Annotated in this window: 10 protein-coding genes; 4 read left to right on the top strand and 6 right to left on the bottom strand. The window is 69.2% G+C overall.

From position 1 onward, the window contains the following. Nucleotides 1–7 precede the first annotated feature (7 nt). The 4 genes from NR798_RS41305 to NR798_RS41290 all read right to left on the bottom strand — a co-directional run bounded on the left by NR798_RS41305 (nucleotide 8) and on the right by NR798_RS41290 (nucleotide 7,378). Entirely contained in the window at nucleotides 8–1,621 is a 1,614-nt protein-coding gene (locus NR798_RS41305; RefSeq protein WP_375768088.1) for an FGGY-family carbohydrate kinase, read from the bottom strand. A 133-nt stretch (nucleotides 1,622–1,754) separates the two neighbouring features. Beyond that, entirely contained in the window at nucleotides 1,755–4,415 is a 2,661-nt protein-coding gene (locus NR798_RS41300) for an RND family transporter (protein WP_375768087.1), read from the bottom strand. A 199-nt stretch (nucleotides 4,416–4,614) separates the two neighbouring features. Beyond that, nucleotides 4,615–6,711, bottom strand: a complete 2,097-nt coding sequence (locus NR798_RS41295) for a site-specific recombinase (RefSeq protein WP_375768086.1) — start codon at nucleotides 6,709–6,711, stop codon at nucleotides 4,615–4,617. 91 nt (nucleotides 6,712–6,802) lie between these two features. Next, a complete protein-coding gene (locus tag NR798_RS41290; RefSeq protein WP_375768085.1) occupies nucleotides 6,803–7,378 on the bottom strand; it encodes an ABC transporter substrate-binding protein in 576 nt (191 codons plus the stop codon). Between the two features lie 243 nt (nucleotides 7,379–7,621). Here NR798_RS41290 and metK point away from each other — a divergent pair, with 243 nt between their 5' ends. Both metK and ahcY read left to right on the top strand, forming a co-directional pair. Next, nucleotides 7,622–8,803 carry a methionine adenosyltransferase gene (gene metK, locus NR798_RS41285; protein ID WP_375768084.1) on the top strand — a complete coding sequence of 394 codons (1,182 nt, stop codon included), beginning with the start codon at nucleotides 7,622–7,624 and terminating at the stop codon, nucleotides 8,801–8,803. A gap of 113 nt (nucleotides 8,804–8,916) precedes the next feature. Further along, the gene (gene ahcY / locus NR798_RS41280; RefSeq protein ID WP_375768083.1) at nucleotides 8,917–10,224 is read left to right on the top strand and encodes an adenosylhomocysteinase; all 1,308 of its coding nucleotides are present in this window, start codon (nucleotides 8,917–8,919) and stop codon (nucleotides 10,222–10,224) included. On the opposite strand, the gene sthA is transcribed toward ahcY, so the two are convergent. Both sthA and NR798_RS41270 read right to left on the bottom strand, forming a co-directional pair. Further along, the gene (gene sthA, locus NR798_RS41275) at nucleotides 10,190–11,608 is read right to left on the bottom strand and encodes a Si-specific NAD(P)(+) transhydrogenase (protein WP_375768082.1); all 1,419 of its coding nucleotides are present in this window, start codon (nucleotides 11,606–11,608) and stop codon (nucleotides 10,190–10,192) included. The two genes, ahcY and sthA, sit on opposite strands and share 35 nt — an antisense overlap. 83 nt (nucleotides 11,609–11,691) lie before the next feature. Then, nucleotides 11,692–12,504 (bottom strand): penicillin-binding transpeptidase domain-containing protein, encoded by an 813-nt coding sequence (locus NR798_RS41270; protein WP_375768081.1) that lies wholly within the window; start codon nucleotides 12,502–12,504, stop codon nucleotides 11,692–11,694. Between the two features lie 374 nt (nucleotides 12,505–12,878). Between NR798_RS41270 and NR798_RS41265 the strand changes: the two genes are divergently transcribed. Together NR798_RS41265 and NR798_RS41260 are read left to right on the top strand one after the other, a co-directional pair. Continuing rightward, nucleotides 12,879–14,228: a glycoside hydrolase family 1 protein gene (locus NR798_RS41265; RefSeq protein ID WP_375768080.1), complete on the top strand. Its 1,350-nt coding sequence runs from the start codon at nucleotides 12,879–12,881 to the stop codon at nucleotides 14,226–14,228. A gap of 77 nt (nucleotides 14,229–14,305) precedes the next feature. Next, complete coding sequence (locus NR798_RS41260; protein WP_375768079.1) at nucleotides 14,306–16,600, top strand: mucoidy inhibitor MuiA family protein; 2,295 nt, start codon at nucleotides 14,306–14,308, stop codon at nucleotides 16,598–16,600.

Below are 16,600 nucleotides of genomic sequence, written 5' to 3'. Positions count from 1 at the left end.
GGCCGACTCAGGCGCTCCGGACGCGGTTGAGCCGCGCGAAGATGGCCTTGTTGGACTTGTAGAGGTTCACGAACTCGCGGAAGAGCTCGTCGTAGAGCCCGCGGTTCTGGGGGTTGGGTTCGAAGGTGTTCGCCACCGGGACGAGCGAGGGAATCTCGTCCACCGTGAGGTGCCCGAGCGCCAGGGCCGCCTGGAAGGCCGCGCCGCGCGCGTTGGCCAGCACGGGCTCGTCCACCTGCTGGATGCGCCGGTCCAGCACGTCCGCGATGATCTGACACCACAGCCGGGAGCGGGCCCCGCCCCCGATGAGGCGGAGGGAGTCCAGCCTGCGGCCGACGAACTTCTCCACGTAGGTGAAGAGCCAGCGCGAGTTGTAGGCCACGCCCTCGAGCACGGCGCGCACCATGTGCCCGCGGGTCGTCTTGAGGGACTGGTTGAAGAAGCCGCCGCGCAGGCGCTGGTCGTCCACGGGGCTGCGCTCGCCGTTGAGCCAGGGCATGAAGATGAGCCGGTCGCTGCCGGCGGGGACGCGCTCGGCCTCCTTCTCGAGCACCTTGTAGAGGTCCGCCGAGGCCTGGCCGTGGTCCTCGGTATTGCTGTCCCGGGCGAGCTCCTCGTGGCCGAAGAGGATGTTGTCCTTGAGGAAGGACAGGCAGATGCCAGCGGACTCCTGCTCGTTGGTGAGGAGGTAGCGGCCCGGGATCGCCGAGGGCAGGGTGCCCATCTGGTGGAAGACGTCCGTCTTCTTGTAGGGCAGGTGGCAGCTGATCCACGAGGACGTGCCGATGCACAGGTGGGGCTCGTGGTCGCGCACCGCGCCCGAGCCCACGGCGGCGGCGAGGATGTCCGGAGCCCCGGTGACCACCTGCACCTTCTCACTGAGTCCCAGGGCGCGGGCGGCCTCGGGCTGGAGCGGGCCGAGCACGCTGGCGGCGGGCACCAGGTCGGGCAGCTTCTCGCGCGGCAGGCCCGTCATCTTGAGCAGGCGCTCGTCGTAGCGGATGCGCTGGAGGTCGCGGTTGTCGGTGACCCAGTGCAGGGTGATGCTGTCGTAGGAGGAGGCGAAGCGGCCGGTCAGCCGCAGGTTGAGCCAGTCCTTGGGCTCGAGGAATTTGTAGGTGTCGCGGTAGAGCGCGGGGTGCTCGCTCTTCAGGTAGAGGATGTGGCCGAGCGGGTCCTTCCCCGTGAGGCTGGGCGCCCCACCGGTCAGCCGCACCCAGGTGAGCAGGCGGGCGAGGCCGAAACCCTCGACGGGCATGAAGCCATGGGCGGCGCGCCGCACGTGGGGCTCGCCGCGCGAGTCCATCCAGATGATGGCGGGACGCAGGGGCTTGCCGCGCTCGTCGACGGCGACGGTGCCGGACCACTGGGAGCTGATGTTGATGCCAACGATGTCGTCCGCGGAGACGACCCCCTTGTCCAGCAGGCGGCGGGTGGCGCGGACGATGGCGGACCACCATGCCTCGGGGTCCTGCTCGGCGCCGCCGTCGGGCAGCAACTGGAGCTCTTGCGGCTCGACCTCTCCGCCGAGGATGGTGCCGCGGAGGGTGACGGCCGCCAGCTTCACGGCCGAGGTTCCGAGGTCGATCGCCAGGATGGATGGGTTACCGGAAGTGGGCACCCCGTCAATGTAACGAGCCCGGGCCGGGAAGGGACTTTTCGTGTCGCCTTCCACAACCCGGGCTCTTTCTCATGCGGCGAGACCTGGCACCTCACCGGCCGCGCGGCCTGGCCGCTGTCTCAGCGGGAGTGCGTCAGGCCGCCTCGGACTCGTCCTTGCCGGAGGGCGACGTGGAGGGCGTCTGCGCCACGCCGTCCTGCACCTTGCGCGGCAGCCGGTCCCACATCACCTGCATCACGGCGGCGAGCACCGTGAAGGACACCACCAGCGTGGTGATGAGGCCGATGCACGCGACGACACCCATGGACTTCAGGCCGTTGTGGCTGGCCACCATCAGGGCGGCGAAGCCCGCGGCCGTCGTCAGCGTGGACGAGGCCACCGCGGCGCCCACGCTGCGCAACGCCACCACGGGCGAGGTGCCCTCCAGGAAGCGGTGCAACAAGTAGAGGCCGTGGCTCACCCCGAAGCCCAGGAGGATGGGCAGGATGATGATGTTCATGAAGTTCAGGTGCAGGTCGAACATCGTCATCAGGCCCAGCATCATCGCCAGACCCACCGTGAGCGGGATGACGGAGGCCAGCGCCAGCTTCACGTTGCGGAAGTCCAGGAAGTGCATCACCAGAATCCAGAGCGTCACCAGCATCACGGTGAGCTGGCCGTCGCCGAGCACGATGCGCGCCAGCCGCGCGAACAGCTGGGCCGCGCCGGCCGCCCGGCGCACCTGCGCCTCGGCGATGACGTGGCCCTGCGCATCCTTCACCTCGGGGGTGGGGATGTTGTTCGTCTGGTCCACGAACGTGAGCATCTTCTTGCCGTCCCACAGGTCCACGCTCGGGTAGATGAACGTCAGGTAGCCGTGGTTCTCCGGCTTCGTCTCCGGCAGGTGGCGGAACTGCGAGGCGTAGATCTCCGGCACCCCGTTCACGTCATAGGGCCGCGCCTCCAGCATCTTCTTGCCGAGGGCCGCCATCTCCTGCATGTCCGGAGGCAGCGCCGCCACGTCGATGTCCTTCAGCTCCTCCTGCCACTCCTGGAGGATCTTCGCGTTGGCCGCGGCCCGCTCGGGCGGCGGGACGAAGGTGTAGATGCTCACCACCTGATCGATGGCGGAGTACTTCGTCTTGCGCTTCTCCGGGTCCTCGAGCTCGTCGTAGACGGCCTTCGCCTCCTCGAGCGTCTTGGTGTAGACGGCGATGGGATCGGCGGACATGTCGAAGCGCTGGCTGATCTCATCCTGCAGGCGCACCGACGTCTGGCCCTCGGGGATGAGGGCGCGGCTGTTGTAGTTGAAGCGGATGCCGGCCTTGATGCGGTCCGCGAACGAGGCGGGCTTGTCCGTGGGCACGTCCACGTCGCTCCACGGGACGGCGAAGAAGCACAGGATGGCCACGACGACGGTGCTGATGGCGAGCGTCAGGCCGGGCCGGGGAATGCGCAGCTCCTTGCCCGTGGTGGCGCTCTGCGTGGCCGGCGGCTTCATCTCGCCGATGAGCTTCTTGGGCAGCTCGGGGTTGATGCGGCCCGCCAGCGCCAGCAGCGCCGGGCTCCAGGCGAACAGCAGCACGCCGATGATGAAGGTGCCGCAGCCGGCCAGGAATCCGAACTGGCTGAAGCCGCGGAACTCGCTGACCATCAGCACGAAGAACGAGCCCGCCGTCACCACCGCGGACACCAGCGCCGGCCGGCCCGCGTTGATGATCGCGTCCTGGATGGCCTGGTCATACGGCTTGCCCTGGCCCAGCTCCAGCCGCGTGCGGAAGATGAAGTGCAGGCCGTAGTCGATGCCGAACCCCAGCAGCAGCGCGCCGAGGATGCTGGTGATCATGTTGAGCTCGCCCACGGTGATGTAGGTGAAGCCCATGGTGATGATGGTGCCGATCACCGTGCCGATGGACACGATGAGGGTGGGCACGACCTTGCGGAAGGCCAGGATGGTGATGAGGAAGATGGCCGCGAACGCCAGCAGCGACACCGGCTCGAGCGACTCCTCGATGGCGTACGAGTCGTCCACCGCCGTCTTGTAGGAGCCGGTGAAGCCATAGGCCACCAGCTGCTTGTCGCCCATCTTCTCGTAGTCCTCGACGAGCTCCACGCCCTTGGCCTTCTCGCTCTTGGAGTAGGCGGCGATGTCCTTGCGCAGCTTCTCGACGTAGACCTTCGTCTTGCCGATCTGGTTGGAGTCCCACATCGGCTTGATGAGGATGAGCAACATCTTCCGGTCCTTGGAGATGTAGTAGTCATCCCGGATGCTCTTCTTGCCGACGCTGCTGTACTTGTCGACGAGGTCCTGCATCTCGGGCTTCTTCACCGGCTCGGTCTTCTGGATCTCGATGAAGAAGGGGTTGTTGCGGCGCAGCTGGTCCTTGAGGTACGTCATGATGCGGCGCTTGCCCTCGGCCAGGTCCTCCGTCTTGATGAAGAGGCCCATCTGCTGCTGCACGAACTCGACGGGCACCTTGTAGGTGATGAAGCGGACGTTCTCCTTGTCCGCCATCAGCCCGGCGGCGATGTCGTCGGCGGCCTTCTTGAGCGTGGGCTCGTCGTCGCCGCGCAGGGCCATCATCAGGTAGCCGCTGCCACCCACCATGTCGATGACGCGCTTGACGTCCTTCACCTCGGGCAGATCCTGCGAGATGAGGTCGAGCTGGTTCGAGTTGATGGTCAGCTTCGTGGTTCCCCACAACGACGCGCCGGTGAGCGCGAGGATCGCGAGGATGACGAGCCCGGGCCTGCGCACCATCATCCTGGCGTAGGCGAGAGCAAAGCGGGGCGTCTTGTGGGTCGAGTCACTCATGCGGCGCGGACCCTACCGGAGAACCGCCCTCTTCAGAAGCACGGTGAGATCCCTCGGCTGCCCGGCCGCTGCACTTCTTTTCCCTCTGAGAGGGGCTTGGGCCGAGGGAAGAAATATTCCCCGATTTCATGAGCCTGGGATTACAACCAGGGTGGACCGGGAAGACCCTCACCCAGGCCCTCTCCCAGGGGGAGAGGGTTCAAACCCGGGGAGGCAGGAGGAAGGCGCGGGGATCGCGCAGGAAGCGCGCGCTCATCAGCCGCACCAGCCGCAGCATGTCGCGCACCGGCACGTCCCGCGCGCGCAGGGCCACGGCCAGGGCGAGCGAGAAGGACACCCCGAAGTTGATGGCCAGGGTGAGCCCGATGCCTCCCAGGGCCGCGAGGAAGTCCGGCCGCAGCACCGCCGTGGGACCCAGGGCGTACCCGGCCAGGCACAGCTGCCCGAAGGACAGCGTCACGTGCCGCACGTCCAGCGGCAGCCCGAAGAAGCTCCCCACCACCGGCGGCAGCGCCAGCAGCACACCGATGCTCACGTTGCCCCCCAGCCCCGCGATGTGGTGCGAGAAGAGGCCCGCCAGCTTCTTCGCCCCCTCCTCGCCCAGGGTCCGCCGCAGCACGCGGTGGTGCGCGAGCGCCTCGGGGATGCGGCGGTACACCGCCCAGTTCTCCAGCCACCCGGCCACGAGGCTGGAGAGCCACAGCAGCACGCCCGTCAGGGCCGCGTAGAAGATGGTGCCGCTGCGCCACGGGTGGAGCGCGTCCACCACGTAGTGCGCCTGGGCCGTGTTGAGCAGCGGGTGCCCCTTCCACCAGGCGAAGGCCATGGACAGGCCCACCGCCGCCGGCAGCACGGTGCCCATGTTCCCCAGCGCCGTGGCTATCTGCGAGCGGGTGATGCGGGGGATGAGCTCCATCAGGTGCGACAGCCGCCCGCCCGTGCCGCCCTGGCCGATGGCGCTCCCCAGCGTGGCCGCCGTCATGGACGGCTGCTTGGTGGCCAGCGTGGAGCCCGTCACCTGCATCATCAGGAAGCTGCCCACGTAGGTGCCCGCCAGCGCCAGCCCGTAGAAGAAGGGCGCCAGCACGAGCGTGGCCGCGTACAGCTTGAGGATGGCGGTGACGGCGGTGATGAGCCCGCCGCCCGCGGCCGAGTGCACCATGCGGTGGTACTCGGCCCGCGTGGTGGTGATGTAGTGCTCGCCCGAGTGACCCGCACGCTCGATGACCTTGCGAGCCAGCAGCCGCGCGTTGCCCGCCACCACCGCGCGCACCGAGCGGTCCGTGTGCGCCCGGCGCAGCAGGTCCGTCATCAGCACGAGCCCCTCGCGCCAGCGCGCCTCACCCGGTACCGCGCCCAGCACCCGGGCAATGGCCTCCATCCGCTCCAGGCTCCGGCGGATGCGCTCCAGCCGGTACACCAGGTCCACGCTCACCCCGTACTGCTCGAGGTGGCTGGAGACGATGGCCACCACCTCCCGGCACTCCTCCACTACGTCGCCCAGCTCCCGCAGCGAGTCCGGCGCGGCATCGCGGGCCTGCACGCCCTCGCACACCCGGCGCAGCTTCAGGAAGGGGGAGGCGCGGAAGGACACCTCCGGACAGCGGTCCCTCACGTCCTCGGCGAGCCCCAGTGCCGCCGTCTGCACGGCGAGCAGGCCCAGGGCATCCACCAGCGAGGTCCGCACCACCTGCGCGGGCCCCCTCACGGGAGGCTGGGTGCCTCCCTGGAGCAGGGCCGAGAGCCAGGCCAGCTGTTGGGGTGGCAGGTGCTCCAACCAGCCGGCGTCTTCGGGCACCGGAAACAGCCGCAGCAGCAGCTCCGAGAGCTGGTGGTGCTCGGGGGGCGAGGGCAGCAGGCGGCGGGCGAGCCGGTCCGACACCTCGCCGAAGAAGCCCAGGCCGGCGGGCAGGCCCACCTGGGAGAAGAGCTTCAGTCCGCTCGTCGCGGCCATCACCTCACGCACCAGGGCGGCCACGGGCTCACGGGCCGAGACACGTGCCTCCAGCACGCGCACCAGCAGGGCCAGACGGGTCACCACCGCGGGGGCTTCGGCCTCGGCGGGCTCCATCAAGCCGAGGGCGGGCTTGGGGTCCTTCAGCCAGGCGACGAAGCGCTCCACCCACTCCAGGCGGGCCTCCAGGCCCTCCGAGGGGATGTCGGCCAGCAGCTGCTGGAGGTCCCGGACGGCGGGGTGGCCCGGGGCTCGCGGGGCGAACTGCACACAAAAGGCGTCCACCTCGCGGGAGGAGCGCCCTTCGCGCACGGGGGCGGGCTGGAGAAGGGGGGCGGACATCGGCCCCTCCTCTCTACTTCACCTGTCCGCGCGTACAACCGGCTTCGCTTCCGGGCGCCCGGCTACCTGGCTCCCGGAGCGAGGGGCAGGGCTACTTCTTGGACAGCTCGGCTTCCTTGGTGCGCATGAGCTGCAGCAGGTGGTCCCAGCCCCCCTGCTTCATGATGGGGCGCACCTGGTCGTCGCGGATGCCGGTGAGCATCGAGTCGCCGAGCACCGCCACGTCCAGCACCTTCCAGCCGCCCTGGCTCTTCACCACGGAGTACTGGAGCTTCATCTCCTGCTTCTTCAGCGGGTGCTCGATGACGACGGTGGACTTCACCTGCGCCTTCTCGCCCTCCACCGCCGGGTCCTCGTAGGTGATGGACGCGAGGTTCTTGAAGTTCTCGCGCACCTTGGGGAAGGCGATCTTCGCGAAGAGGCTGTTGAAGAGCTTGGTGAATTCCTTGCGCTGGGCGTCGGTCCCCTTGTCCCAGTCCTCGCCGAGCAGGAAGCGGCCCTGCTCATCGTTGGCGAGCTGCTTGAGGGCGATGTCATCCTTGTTGTAGCGCACGGACTGCACGACGGTCTTCACCGGCTTGGCCACGGGCTCGTTGGGCGCGGCGAGCGCCGGGAGGGCGAAAGCAAGGGTGGCCAGCAGGGTCAGGGAGCGGAGACGGGCGTTCATTCAAGTCCTTCCTTCAGAGGGCTGCCTCTGTAGCGCAATGGAACGGTTGGGAGCGCGCGAAATTCACGCGGCACCCGGCGCGGGGCCCGGGGGGTGGGCTGCCTGCCAGGTGGGCCCACGTCACGACTCGCTGGCGAATTTTCTACCTGTCTCCGGGTTTGACTCCCCTGGAGCCCAACGTTTAGTGTCCCCGCTCTTCACGCCGTTGACGTGAGCCGTATTCCCCCAGAAGCCCAAGACGACATGCCGACCGACTACCTGTTCACCTCCGAATCCGTCACTGAAGGGCACCCGGACAAGATCGCCGATCAGATCTCCGACGGCGTGCTGGACGCCATCCTCTCCAAGGATCCCCAGGGCCGCGTGGCCGTGGAGACCCTGGTGAAGACGGGCCTGGCCATCGTCGCCGGCGAGGTGACCACCAACTGTTACGTCGACATCCCGAAGATCGTCCGCAGCACGATCTGCCGCATCGGCTACACCGATAGCTCCATGGGCTACGACGGCAACACCTGCGGCGTCATGGTGGCCATCGAGGGCCAGAGCCAGGACATCGCCCGGGGCGTGGACAACAAGAAGGAGCAGGGCGCCGGCGACCAGGGCATGATGTTCGGCTACGCCTGCGACGAGACGCCGGAGCTGATGCCGGCCCCCATCCACTACGCCCACGCGCTCACCCGGCGCCTGTCCGACGTGCGCCGCAAGACGCACGACTGGCTGCGCCCGGACGGCAAGAGCCAGGTCACCGTCGAGTACCGCAACGGCCGCCCGGCCCGCATCGACGCGGTGGTGGTGTCCACGCAGCACTCCGACGACGTCTCCAACAAGCGCATCCACGAGGCCATCCGCGAGGATGTCATCGCCAAGGCGCTGCCCAAGAAGCTCATCGACGCCAAGACGAAGATCTACATCAACCCCACCGGGCGCTTCGTCATCGGCGGCCCCATGGGGGACTCGGGCGTGACGGGCCGGAAGATCATCGTGGACACCTACGGCGGCATGGGCCGTCACGGTGGCGGCGCCTTCTCGGGCAAGGACCCGTCCAAGGTGGACCGCTCGGCGGCGTACATGGGCCGGCACATCGCCAAGACGGTGGTGGCCGCGGGCCTGGCTCGCCGCTGCGAGGTGCAGGTCTCCTACGCCATCGGCGTGGCCGAGCCCGTGAGCGTGCTGGTGGAGACCTTCGGCACGGCCACCGTGCCCGAGGAGAAGATCCAGAACGCCATCCGTCACACGTTCGGCCTCAAGCCGCGGGAGATCACCGAGTACCTGGACCTGCTGCGGCCCATCTACCAGAAGACCGCCGCGTACGGTCACTTCGGCCGCTCCGAGAAGGAGTTCACCTGGGAGCGCACCGACCGCAAGGACGCCCTGCGCGAGGCCGTCGCGGGCCCCGCGGGCACCTCCCGGCTGAAGGCCGTCTGAGGACCCCTGGCGGGCCGTCAACGCTGAACGTCCCGGTTTGTTGAAACGCGCGTGAGCCCCGGTAAGGCTCACGCGCGTTTTCTTTTTTCTCCACACCCCCGAAGGATTCCCCCATGGCGAAGGTCGTGAGCCTCAAGAAGCGGGCGAAGGTCAACAGCGCGCCGGTGCACGCGGACATCAAGGATCCGCTCCAGGCCGAGAAGGGCCGGGGCCGCATCGAGTGGGCCGGCCGCACCATGCCGGTGCTGAACCAGATCCGCGAGCGCTTCGCGAAGCAGAAGCCGCTCAAGGGCGTGCGGCTGGCGGCGTGCCTGCACGTGACGGCGGAGACGGCCAACCTGGTGATCGCCCTGAAGGAGGGCGGCGCGGACGTGGCCCTGTGCGCCTCCAACCCACTGTCCACCCAGGACGACGTGGCGGCCTCGCTGGTGGTGGACCACGCCATCTCCGTCTTCGCCATCAAGGGCGAGGACAACGACACCTACTACCGCCACATCCACGAGGCGCTGAACACCCGGCCGCAGCTCACCATGGATGACGGGGCGGACGTGGTGGGCGTGCTGCACAACGAGCGCACGGAGCTGCTCGAGCACGTCATCGGCGGCACGGAGGAGACCACCACGGGCGTGGTGCGCCTGCGCGCCATGGCGAAGGAGGGCGTCCTCAAGTACCCGATCATCGCCGTCAACGACGCGAAGACGAAGCACCTCTTCGACAACCGCTACGGCACGGGCCAGTCCACCATCGACGGCATCATCCGCGCCACCAACCGGCTGCTGGCCGGCAGCGTCTTCGTGGTGGCCGGCTATGGCTGGTGCGGCCGGGGCCTCGCGATGCGCGCGCGGGGCATGGGCGCCGACGTGGTCGTCACCGAGGTGGACCCCACCACCGCGCTCGAGGCGGTGATGGACGGCTTCCGCGTCATGCCCATGAGCGAGGCGTGCCGCATGGGGGACTTCTTCTGCACGGTGACGGGCAACATCGACGTCATCCGCGAGGAGCACTTCGAGAAGATGAAGGACGGCGCCATCGTCTCCAACTCGGGCCACTTCAACGTGGAGATCGACCTGAAGACGCTGCACCGGCTGGCCAAGGGCCGCGCGGTGCTCCGCGAGTTCGTGGAGGAGTTCACCCTCAAGAACGGCAAGCGCATCATCGTCCTGGGCGAGGGCCGCCTCATCAACCTCGCCTCCGCCGAGGGCCACCCCTCCAGCGTGATGGACATGTCCTTCGCCAACCAGGCGCTCTCCAGCGAGTTCATGGTGAAGAACCACCGCAAGCTGGAGAAGAAGGTCTACGCGGTGCCGGAGCACCTGGACCAGGAGATCGCCCGGCTGAAGCTGCGCGCCATGGGGGTGAAGATCGACAAGCTCACCCCCGCCCAGGTCAAGTACCTGGGGTCCTGGCAGGAAGGGACCTGACCTTCTCCAGCGCGTCGTAGGTGGCCGTCTTGTAGGCCTCGGAGAGCGTGGGGTAGTTGAAGCACGTCTCCACGAAGAGCCGGGCGCTGGCGCCCGTCATCAGCGCCAGCAGCCCCACGTGCACCAACTCCGAGGCCTGTTCGCCCACCACGTGCACACCCAGCAGCCGCAAGTCCTCGCGGCGGAAGAGCAGCTTCAGCAGCCCGTAGCTCTCGCCGATGATCTGCCCGCGCGCGTTGGTGGAGAAGTGGGCCCGGCCCACCACGTAGGGGATGTCCTTGGCGCGGAGGGCTTCCTCCGTCTCGCCCGCCATGGACACCTCGGGGATGGTGTAGATGCCGTAGGGCAGCACCGGCGCCATCTTGTTCGCCTCCAGCCCGAAGGCGTGCATCACCGCGATGCGCGCCTGCTCCATGGACGTGGACGCCAGCGCCGGGAAGCCGATGACGTCCCCCACCGCGTAGATGCCGGGCACCGCCGTCTGGTACTCGGGCCCCACCTCCACCTGGCCTCGCGCGCCCAGCTTCACCCCCACCGCCTCCAGCCCCAGCCCCGCCGTGTTCGCCGAGCGCCCCGAGGCCACCAGCACCTGGTCCACCTCCAAGTGCTCGCCATTCTTCAGCGTCAGCCGGATGGGGGCATTGCAGTCCGGCGGCACCTCCACCGCCTCCACCGTCTGCCCCAGCCTCATCTGGACTCCGAGCGCCTCCATCCGCCGCTGCAACAGCGCGGAGATCTCATCGTCCAGGAAGGGCAGCAGCTCGGGCTTGGGGTCCACCAGCGTCACCGGAATCCCCAGCGCGGCGAACATGCACGCGTACTCGGAGCCGATGACGCCCGCGCCCACCACCACCAGCGCGCGCGGCAGTTGCTGGATGTCGAGCAGCTCGTCCGAGTCGTGCACCCGTGGGTCGCCAAAGGGGTAGAGCGGCGGGCGGTAGGGCGAGGAGCCGGTGGCCACCAGGATGACGTCCGCCGTCAGTCTCCGCTCCGGCGCGCCCTCGCGGCTCACCACCACCGTGTGCGCGTCCGCCAGCGTGCCCAGGCCGTACACCAGCTCCACCCCGTGACGCTTCAGGTCCTCGAGGATGCGCTCGCGCTCACTGCCCTTCACCCGCCGCTCCCGGTAGAGGAAGTCCGAGACGGTGGTCTTGTGGGACAGGTGGGCCTCCACCCCGTACAGGCCCCGCTGCCGGAAGCCCGAGAGGTACAGCGACGTCTCGCGCAGCGTCTTGGAGGGCAGGGTGCCCGTATTGGCCGCCGTGCCGCCGGGCACCGGCTCCCGCTCCACTACCGCCACCCGCTTGCCGTGCAGCGCCGCGTGCACCGCGCCCTTTTCGCCAGCGGGGCCGGAGCCGATCACCACGAGGTCGTAATGCGCCATGGGCCGGACGCTACGCGAGCCGTCCGGTAGGGCGGAAGGGCCCTGAGCGCCCGCCATGCTTCGGGTATGGGGTGACTCGCCGCTCAGTCGCGGTGGTCTTCCTCCAGCACGCCGAGTGACTGCAGCTCGTCCACCGCCGCGTGCAGCGCCACCGGGCCCTCGAGGTGCTCGCCCGTCACCAGGCTCGCGAAGACGTACTCGCCCTGGGGCGAGCGCACGTGCCCCACCAGCCAGCTCACGGCCCCGTCCTCCTTCGTGTGCGTCATGCCCGTCTTCCCGCTCACCACCACCCCCGTGCCCCACGGCCCCGCCATCCGCTTCGTCCTCTCCGTCACCGTCTCCGGCGAGTACACCAGCATCCGCTTCACCGTCTCCCGCGTCCGCTCGCTCACCGGCAGCTCGTTCCTGTACAGCCGCGCGAGGAAGCGCACCTGCTCGTCCGGCGAGATGCGCAGCGGATGGCCCAGCCAGAAGGTCGTGATGTCGCCGGAGATCTCCTCGTTGCCGTAGTTGAAGCGGTGCAGCCAGTCCTTCATCCGCTCGCGGCCAATCTCCTTCGCCGTCCCCTGGAAGAACCACACCACCGAGTACCGGATGGCCGACTCCAACGAGTGGTTCCGGTTCCAGTCGGCGACGTCTCGCTTCTTGCCGTCCCACTTGCGCTCCGCCGCCTCGTCCTTCACCACCCCCGTCTCCAGCGCGATCAGCGCGTGCGGCACCTTGAAGGTGGAGGCCGGCGGCATCCGCTTCTCGCAGCGCTTCGCGTCATTTCGCTTCACCTCCCCCGTCTTCAGGTCCATCAGCACGAAGCAGCCCGGGTGTTTCTTCGCGGGCGCGGGTTGGGCCAGGGCGGGGGTGGCCAGGAGGAACAGCGCGGTCAGCAGGGCTCGGGTCATGACGGCTCCGGGGTGAGGCGGGTGTGCGCAGGCGTGGAGCAAGGTGTGGGCCAGGGTCGCTCTCCGGTGCACAGCGGGGAACTCGGGCCCGGATACCCTCACCCCGTCCCTCTCCCGGAGGGCGAGGGGAAATGGGCTCGGGTGGGGCGCAGCGGCGCGGACTCAGGGTGTGGTTTCGCTGCCACGGATCAGTGGTTCACCGCCCGCGCGGCTTCTCAGGGTCTGGAATTGTTGGATAACCGTACGGACCCGGGGCTTCTGGCCCCCGCGCCTTCCCACCAGTCAACGCAGCGGCCTCTTTCCACCCGCGTGTCGTGCGTCCTCTGCGGGGGAATCACTTCCCGCTCGTCAGTCGGGCCCATACTTTGTGTTTCATGGGCACCAATGAATTTCCTCGCGGCTTCACCTTCGGGGTGGCCACCGCCGCTTATCAGGTCGAAGGGCACATCGAGAACGACTGGTCCGAGTGGGAGCGCCAGGGGAAGTGCAAGGACCCCAACCACCGCTGCGGCCGCGGCGTGGACCACTGGAACCTCTTCGACCATGACGTCCAGCTCGCCAAGGAGGTGGGCAGCGGGGCGTTCCGCATCTCGCTCGAATGGGCCCGCATCGAGCCCGTCCGCGGCCAGGTGGATGAGTCCGCCGTCGACCAGTACCGCCAGCGCCTGCTGCGCATGAAGGCCGCCGGCATCCGGCCCGTCGTCACCCTCCACCACTTCACCCATCCCCAGTGGTTCCACCGGGAAACCCCCTGGCACGAGCCCTCCTCCGTCGTCGAGTTCCGCCGCTACGCCCGCATCTGCGCCCGCATCCTCCAGGGCCTCGACGCGCTCGTCATCACCTTCAATGAGCCCATGGTGCTGCTGCTCGGCGGCTACCTCCAGGGCGTCATTCCCCCCGGCATCGCGGATGGCAACAAGGCCATGCTCGCGCTCGGCAACATCGCGCGCTCGCACGTCGCCGCCCGCGAGGAGATCCTCAGCGAGTGCGGCCGGTGTGAGATCGGCATCTCGCAGAACATGCTCGCCTTCCGCCCGGACCGCTGGTGGCACCCGCTGGACCGCGCCCTCACCCGGCTGGCCTTCGACAACTACAACCACGCCTTCCACCGCGCCCTCACCGACGGCGAGCTGCGCATCCAGATGCCCGGCCTCGCCTCCACGCGCCAGCGCATCGAGGGTGGCCGCGACAGCGTGGACTTCATGGGCATCAACTACTACACGCGTGCCCACCTCCGGTTCATCCCCAAGCCGCCCTTCCTCCAGTTCCAGTACCGCGACATCCACAACCGCGGCCTGACCGACATCGGCTGGGAGGACTACTCCGAGGGCTTCTCCCACCTGCTCGTCGAGCTGCACCACAAGTACGGCAAGCCCATCTGGGTCACCGAGAACGGCATCGATGACCGCCAGGGCGACCGGCGGCCCCAGTTCCTCTACAACCACTGGAGCCAGATGCTCAGCGCCGTGCGCCAGGGCGCCGACGTGCGCGGCTACCTCTACTGGTCCCTCATGGACAACTTCGAGTGGCTCGAGGGCTGGGGCCCTCGCTTCGGCCTCTACTCGGTGGACTTCGAGACGCTCGAGCGCAAGGCCACGCCGGCCTGCCACTATTTCCGCCGCGTGGCCCAGAGCGGGGTGCTCGTGGAGCCGGGGCGGGTGCTCGAGCCGGAGAAGTCCGTGGAGCCCATGGCGGCCGTGGCGCCTTCCACCGCCGCCTTCTAGCGGAGCGCACCAGCACTCCGGGTGACGAGGGCCACGTCCAGGTGACGGCACCGGGGCGGGAGCGCTACAACGGGTGAATGCCTGTCTTCGCCCTTTCCGCCCTGAGCGCGCTGTGGCTCACGGCGGTGGATGCTCCCGTCACCTCCGTCACCGTCTACAGCGACAGGGCCCGGGTGGTGCGCACGGCGCGGGTGGGCCTCTCCGGCACCCAGCGCGTGGAGCTGCCCCCGCTGTATGGCGCGGTGGACCCCTCCAGCATCCGCGTGGAGGCCCAGGGCGCCGAGGTGACGCGGGTGGACATCCGCCCCGTCGCCTCCGAGGCCCTTCCCGCCACCGAGGCCCGCCGGCTCGTCACCGAGCTGGAGCGGCTCGATGATCAGCTCTCCGAGCTCCGCGCCGAGCGCGAGGCCTACTCCGCCCAGCTCGCCGCGCTCGGCAAGGTGCGTCCCGTCCCCTCGGACGAGGGCGTCTCCTCCACGCCTTCCACCTCCGCGAAGGGCGCACCGCAGGCGCAGGGCCCCTCCCGGCTCGATGCCTCCGGCTGGCGCGCCGCCACGGACTTCGTGGTGGAGACCACCGCCCGCCTCCAGGCGAAGCTGCGCGAGGTGTCCCAGCGCGAGGAGGCGCTCGAGCTCGAGCTGTCGCGGCGCGTCCAGGAGGCACGGCAGCTCGGCGGGACGCCACGGCGCGAGGGCCTGGAGGTCGTCCCCACCCTCTCGGGCCAGGGTACCGCGACGCTCACGCTCACCTACGTCACCAGTGGGGCGCGCTGGTTCCCCGCCTATGAGCTGCGGCTCGAGCCCGAGGCCAACCGCGTGCAGGTGGCCTTCTCCGGGCGCGTCAGCCAGCAGACCGGCGAGGACTGGGAGGACGCGGCGCTCACGCTCAGCACCGCCATCCCCGCCACCGCCACCACCGCGCCGGAGCTCGCCACCTGGAAGATCGGCCAGCGCGAGCGCTTCATCCCCACGCCCGCCCCCGTCTCCGACTCCTGGCGTGCCCCTCCGCCCGCTCCCCCCAGGCCGCCCGAGCCCCCCGACGAGAACCTGCGGATGCGCGCCCGCCTCCTCTCGCTCACCGGCCAGCCCGCTCCGGCTCCCGCCTCACCCGCGCAGCCGCCTCCCGCCCCGGCGCGGCCGCCCGTCGCGGATGAGCGGACACGCAACCAGGTCCAGACGCCTCCGGGCATGAGCAACAGTGTCATCGTCGGCACCGTGGTGGCCGCGGACACGAAGAAGCCCGTGATGGACGTGGTCGTCACGGCGACCTCGCCCAACCTCCAGGGCGAGCAGGTCGTGGTGACGGACGCTCAGGGCCAGTACCGCATTCCCCGGCTCCCGCCGGGCGTCTACACCCTGCGGTTCGACAAGGAGGGGTTCAGGCCGTACGAGCGCCCGGACATCCAGCTGCGGTTGGATCGCACCATCCGGGTGAACAGGGAGCTGCTGCCCCAGGGCTCCGAGGAACTCCTGGTCGCCGCCACGCCCCCCACCGTCGACGTCGGCTCCACCAGCACGGGCGTCAACGTGGACGAGGAGTTCATCAAGCGCATCGCGGTGAACCGTCCCGGGGGCAAGGGCGGTGCGGCGCGGTCTTTCGAGAGCCTCGCCGAGCTCGCTCCTGGCTCCTCGGGAAGCTCGGGGGGCGGCTCGTGGGGGCCGTCGGTCCCGGTAGAGGAGGTGCCCGTGGGCCTCGCGCCGCCGCCGGCCTGGCAGCGGCCGGTGGTGGATCCGCGCCTGCCTGCCTCGCTCGCGGGCGGCTACGCCCTGGCCTTCTCCTCGCAGCGCCCCGAGACGGTGCGCAGCGGCAAGGGCGAGCGGCGCGTGCCCCTCTTCACCGAGACGTGGCCCGTGCAGGTGGAGCGCAAGCTGTACCCCGCCCTCACCCCCAATGCCTTCCTCGTGGCGGAGCTGCGCAGTCCGTCCAAGCAGGTGATGCCCGGCGGTGAGGCGCAGCTCTTCGTCGGAGCGGACCCCGCCGGCCTGGCCCGGCTCCCGCTGGTGTCGCCGGAGGAGCCCTTCACCCTGCCGCTCGGCATCGACTCCGCGGTGCGCCCGGTGCGCAACGTGAAGCTCGTGACGAGCGAGAAGGGCCTCATCGGCAAGCACGACGTCACCGAGTACCTCGTCACCATCGAGGTGGCCAACCCGTACTCCTTCGCCCTCCCGGTGCGCATCCACGACCAGTGGCCGTTGTCGCGCAGCGAGGACGTGGAGGTGAAGCTGGTGCGCACCGAGCCCTATGCCGAGCAGGACCCGGCCAAGGGGACGCTGATGTGGCGCCTATCGGTGGCGCCCTCGGAGAAGAAGGTGGTGTCCTTCCTTTATACCGTCCGCCACCCGAAGGGCTGGCGCCTGGAGCAGTCGCAGTAG

The sequence above is a fragment of the Archangium gephyra genome (assembly GCF_042230915.1).
GTDB classification, from domain to species: Bacteria; Myxococcota; Myxococcia; order Myxococcales; family Myxococcaceae; genus Archangium; species Archangium gephyra_B.
This window is presented reverse-complemented; position numbering and strand designations above follow the sequence as displayed.

Bases quoted from the DNA above. Each gene is read 5' to 3' on its own strand.
- NR798_RS41295 (WP_375768086.1), bottom strand. From the start codon at position 6,711: ATGTCCGCCCCCCTTCTCCAGCCCGCCCCCGTGCGCGAAGGGCGCTCC.
- metK (WP_375768084.1), top strand. From the start codon at position 7,622: ATGCCGACCGACTACCTGTTCACCTCCGAATCCGTCACTGAAGGGCAC.
- NR798_RS41290 (WP_375768085.1), bottom strand. From the start codon at position 7,378: ATGAACGCCCGTCTCCGCTCCCTGACCCTGCTGGCCACCCTTGCTTTC.
- sthA (WP_375768082.1), bottom strand. From the start codon at position 11,608: ATGGCGCATTACGACCTCGTGGTGATCGGCTCCGGCCCCGCTGGCGAA.
- ahcY (WP_375768083.1), top strand. From the start codon at position 8,917: ATGGCGAAGGTCGTGAGCCTCAAGAAGCGGGCGAAGGTCAACAGCGCG.
- NR798_RS41265 (WP_375768080.1), top strand. From the start codon at position 12,879: ATGGGCACCAATGAATTTCCTCGCGGCTTCACCTTCGGGGTGGCCACC.
- NR798_RS41260 (WP_375768079.1), top strand. From the start codon at position 14,306: ATGCCTGTCTTCGCCCTTTCCGCCCTGAGCGCGCTGTGGCTCACGGCG.
- NR798_RS41300 (WP_375768087.1), bottom strand. From the start codon at position 4,415: ATGAGTGACTCGACCCACAAGACGCCCCGCTTTGCTCTCGCCTACGCC.
- NR798_RS41270 (WP_375768081.1), bottom strand. From the start codon at position 12,504: ATGACCCGAGCCCTGCTGACCGCGCTGTTCCTCCTGGCCACCCCCGCC.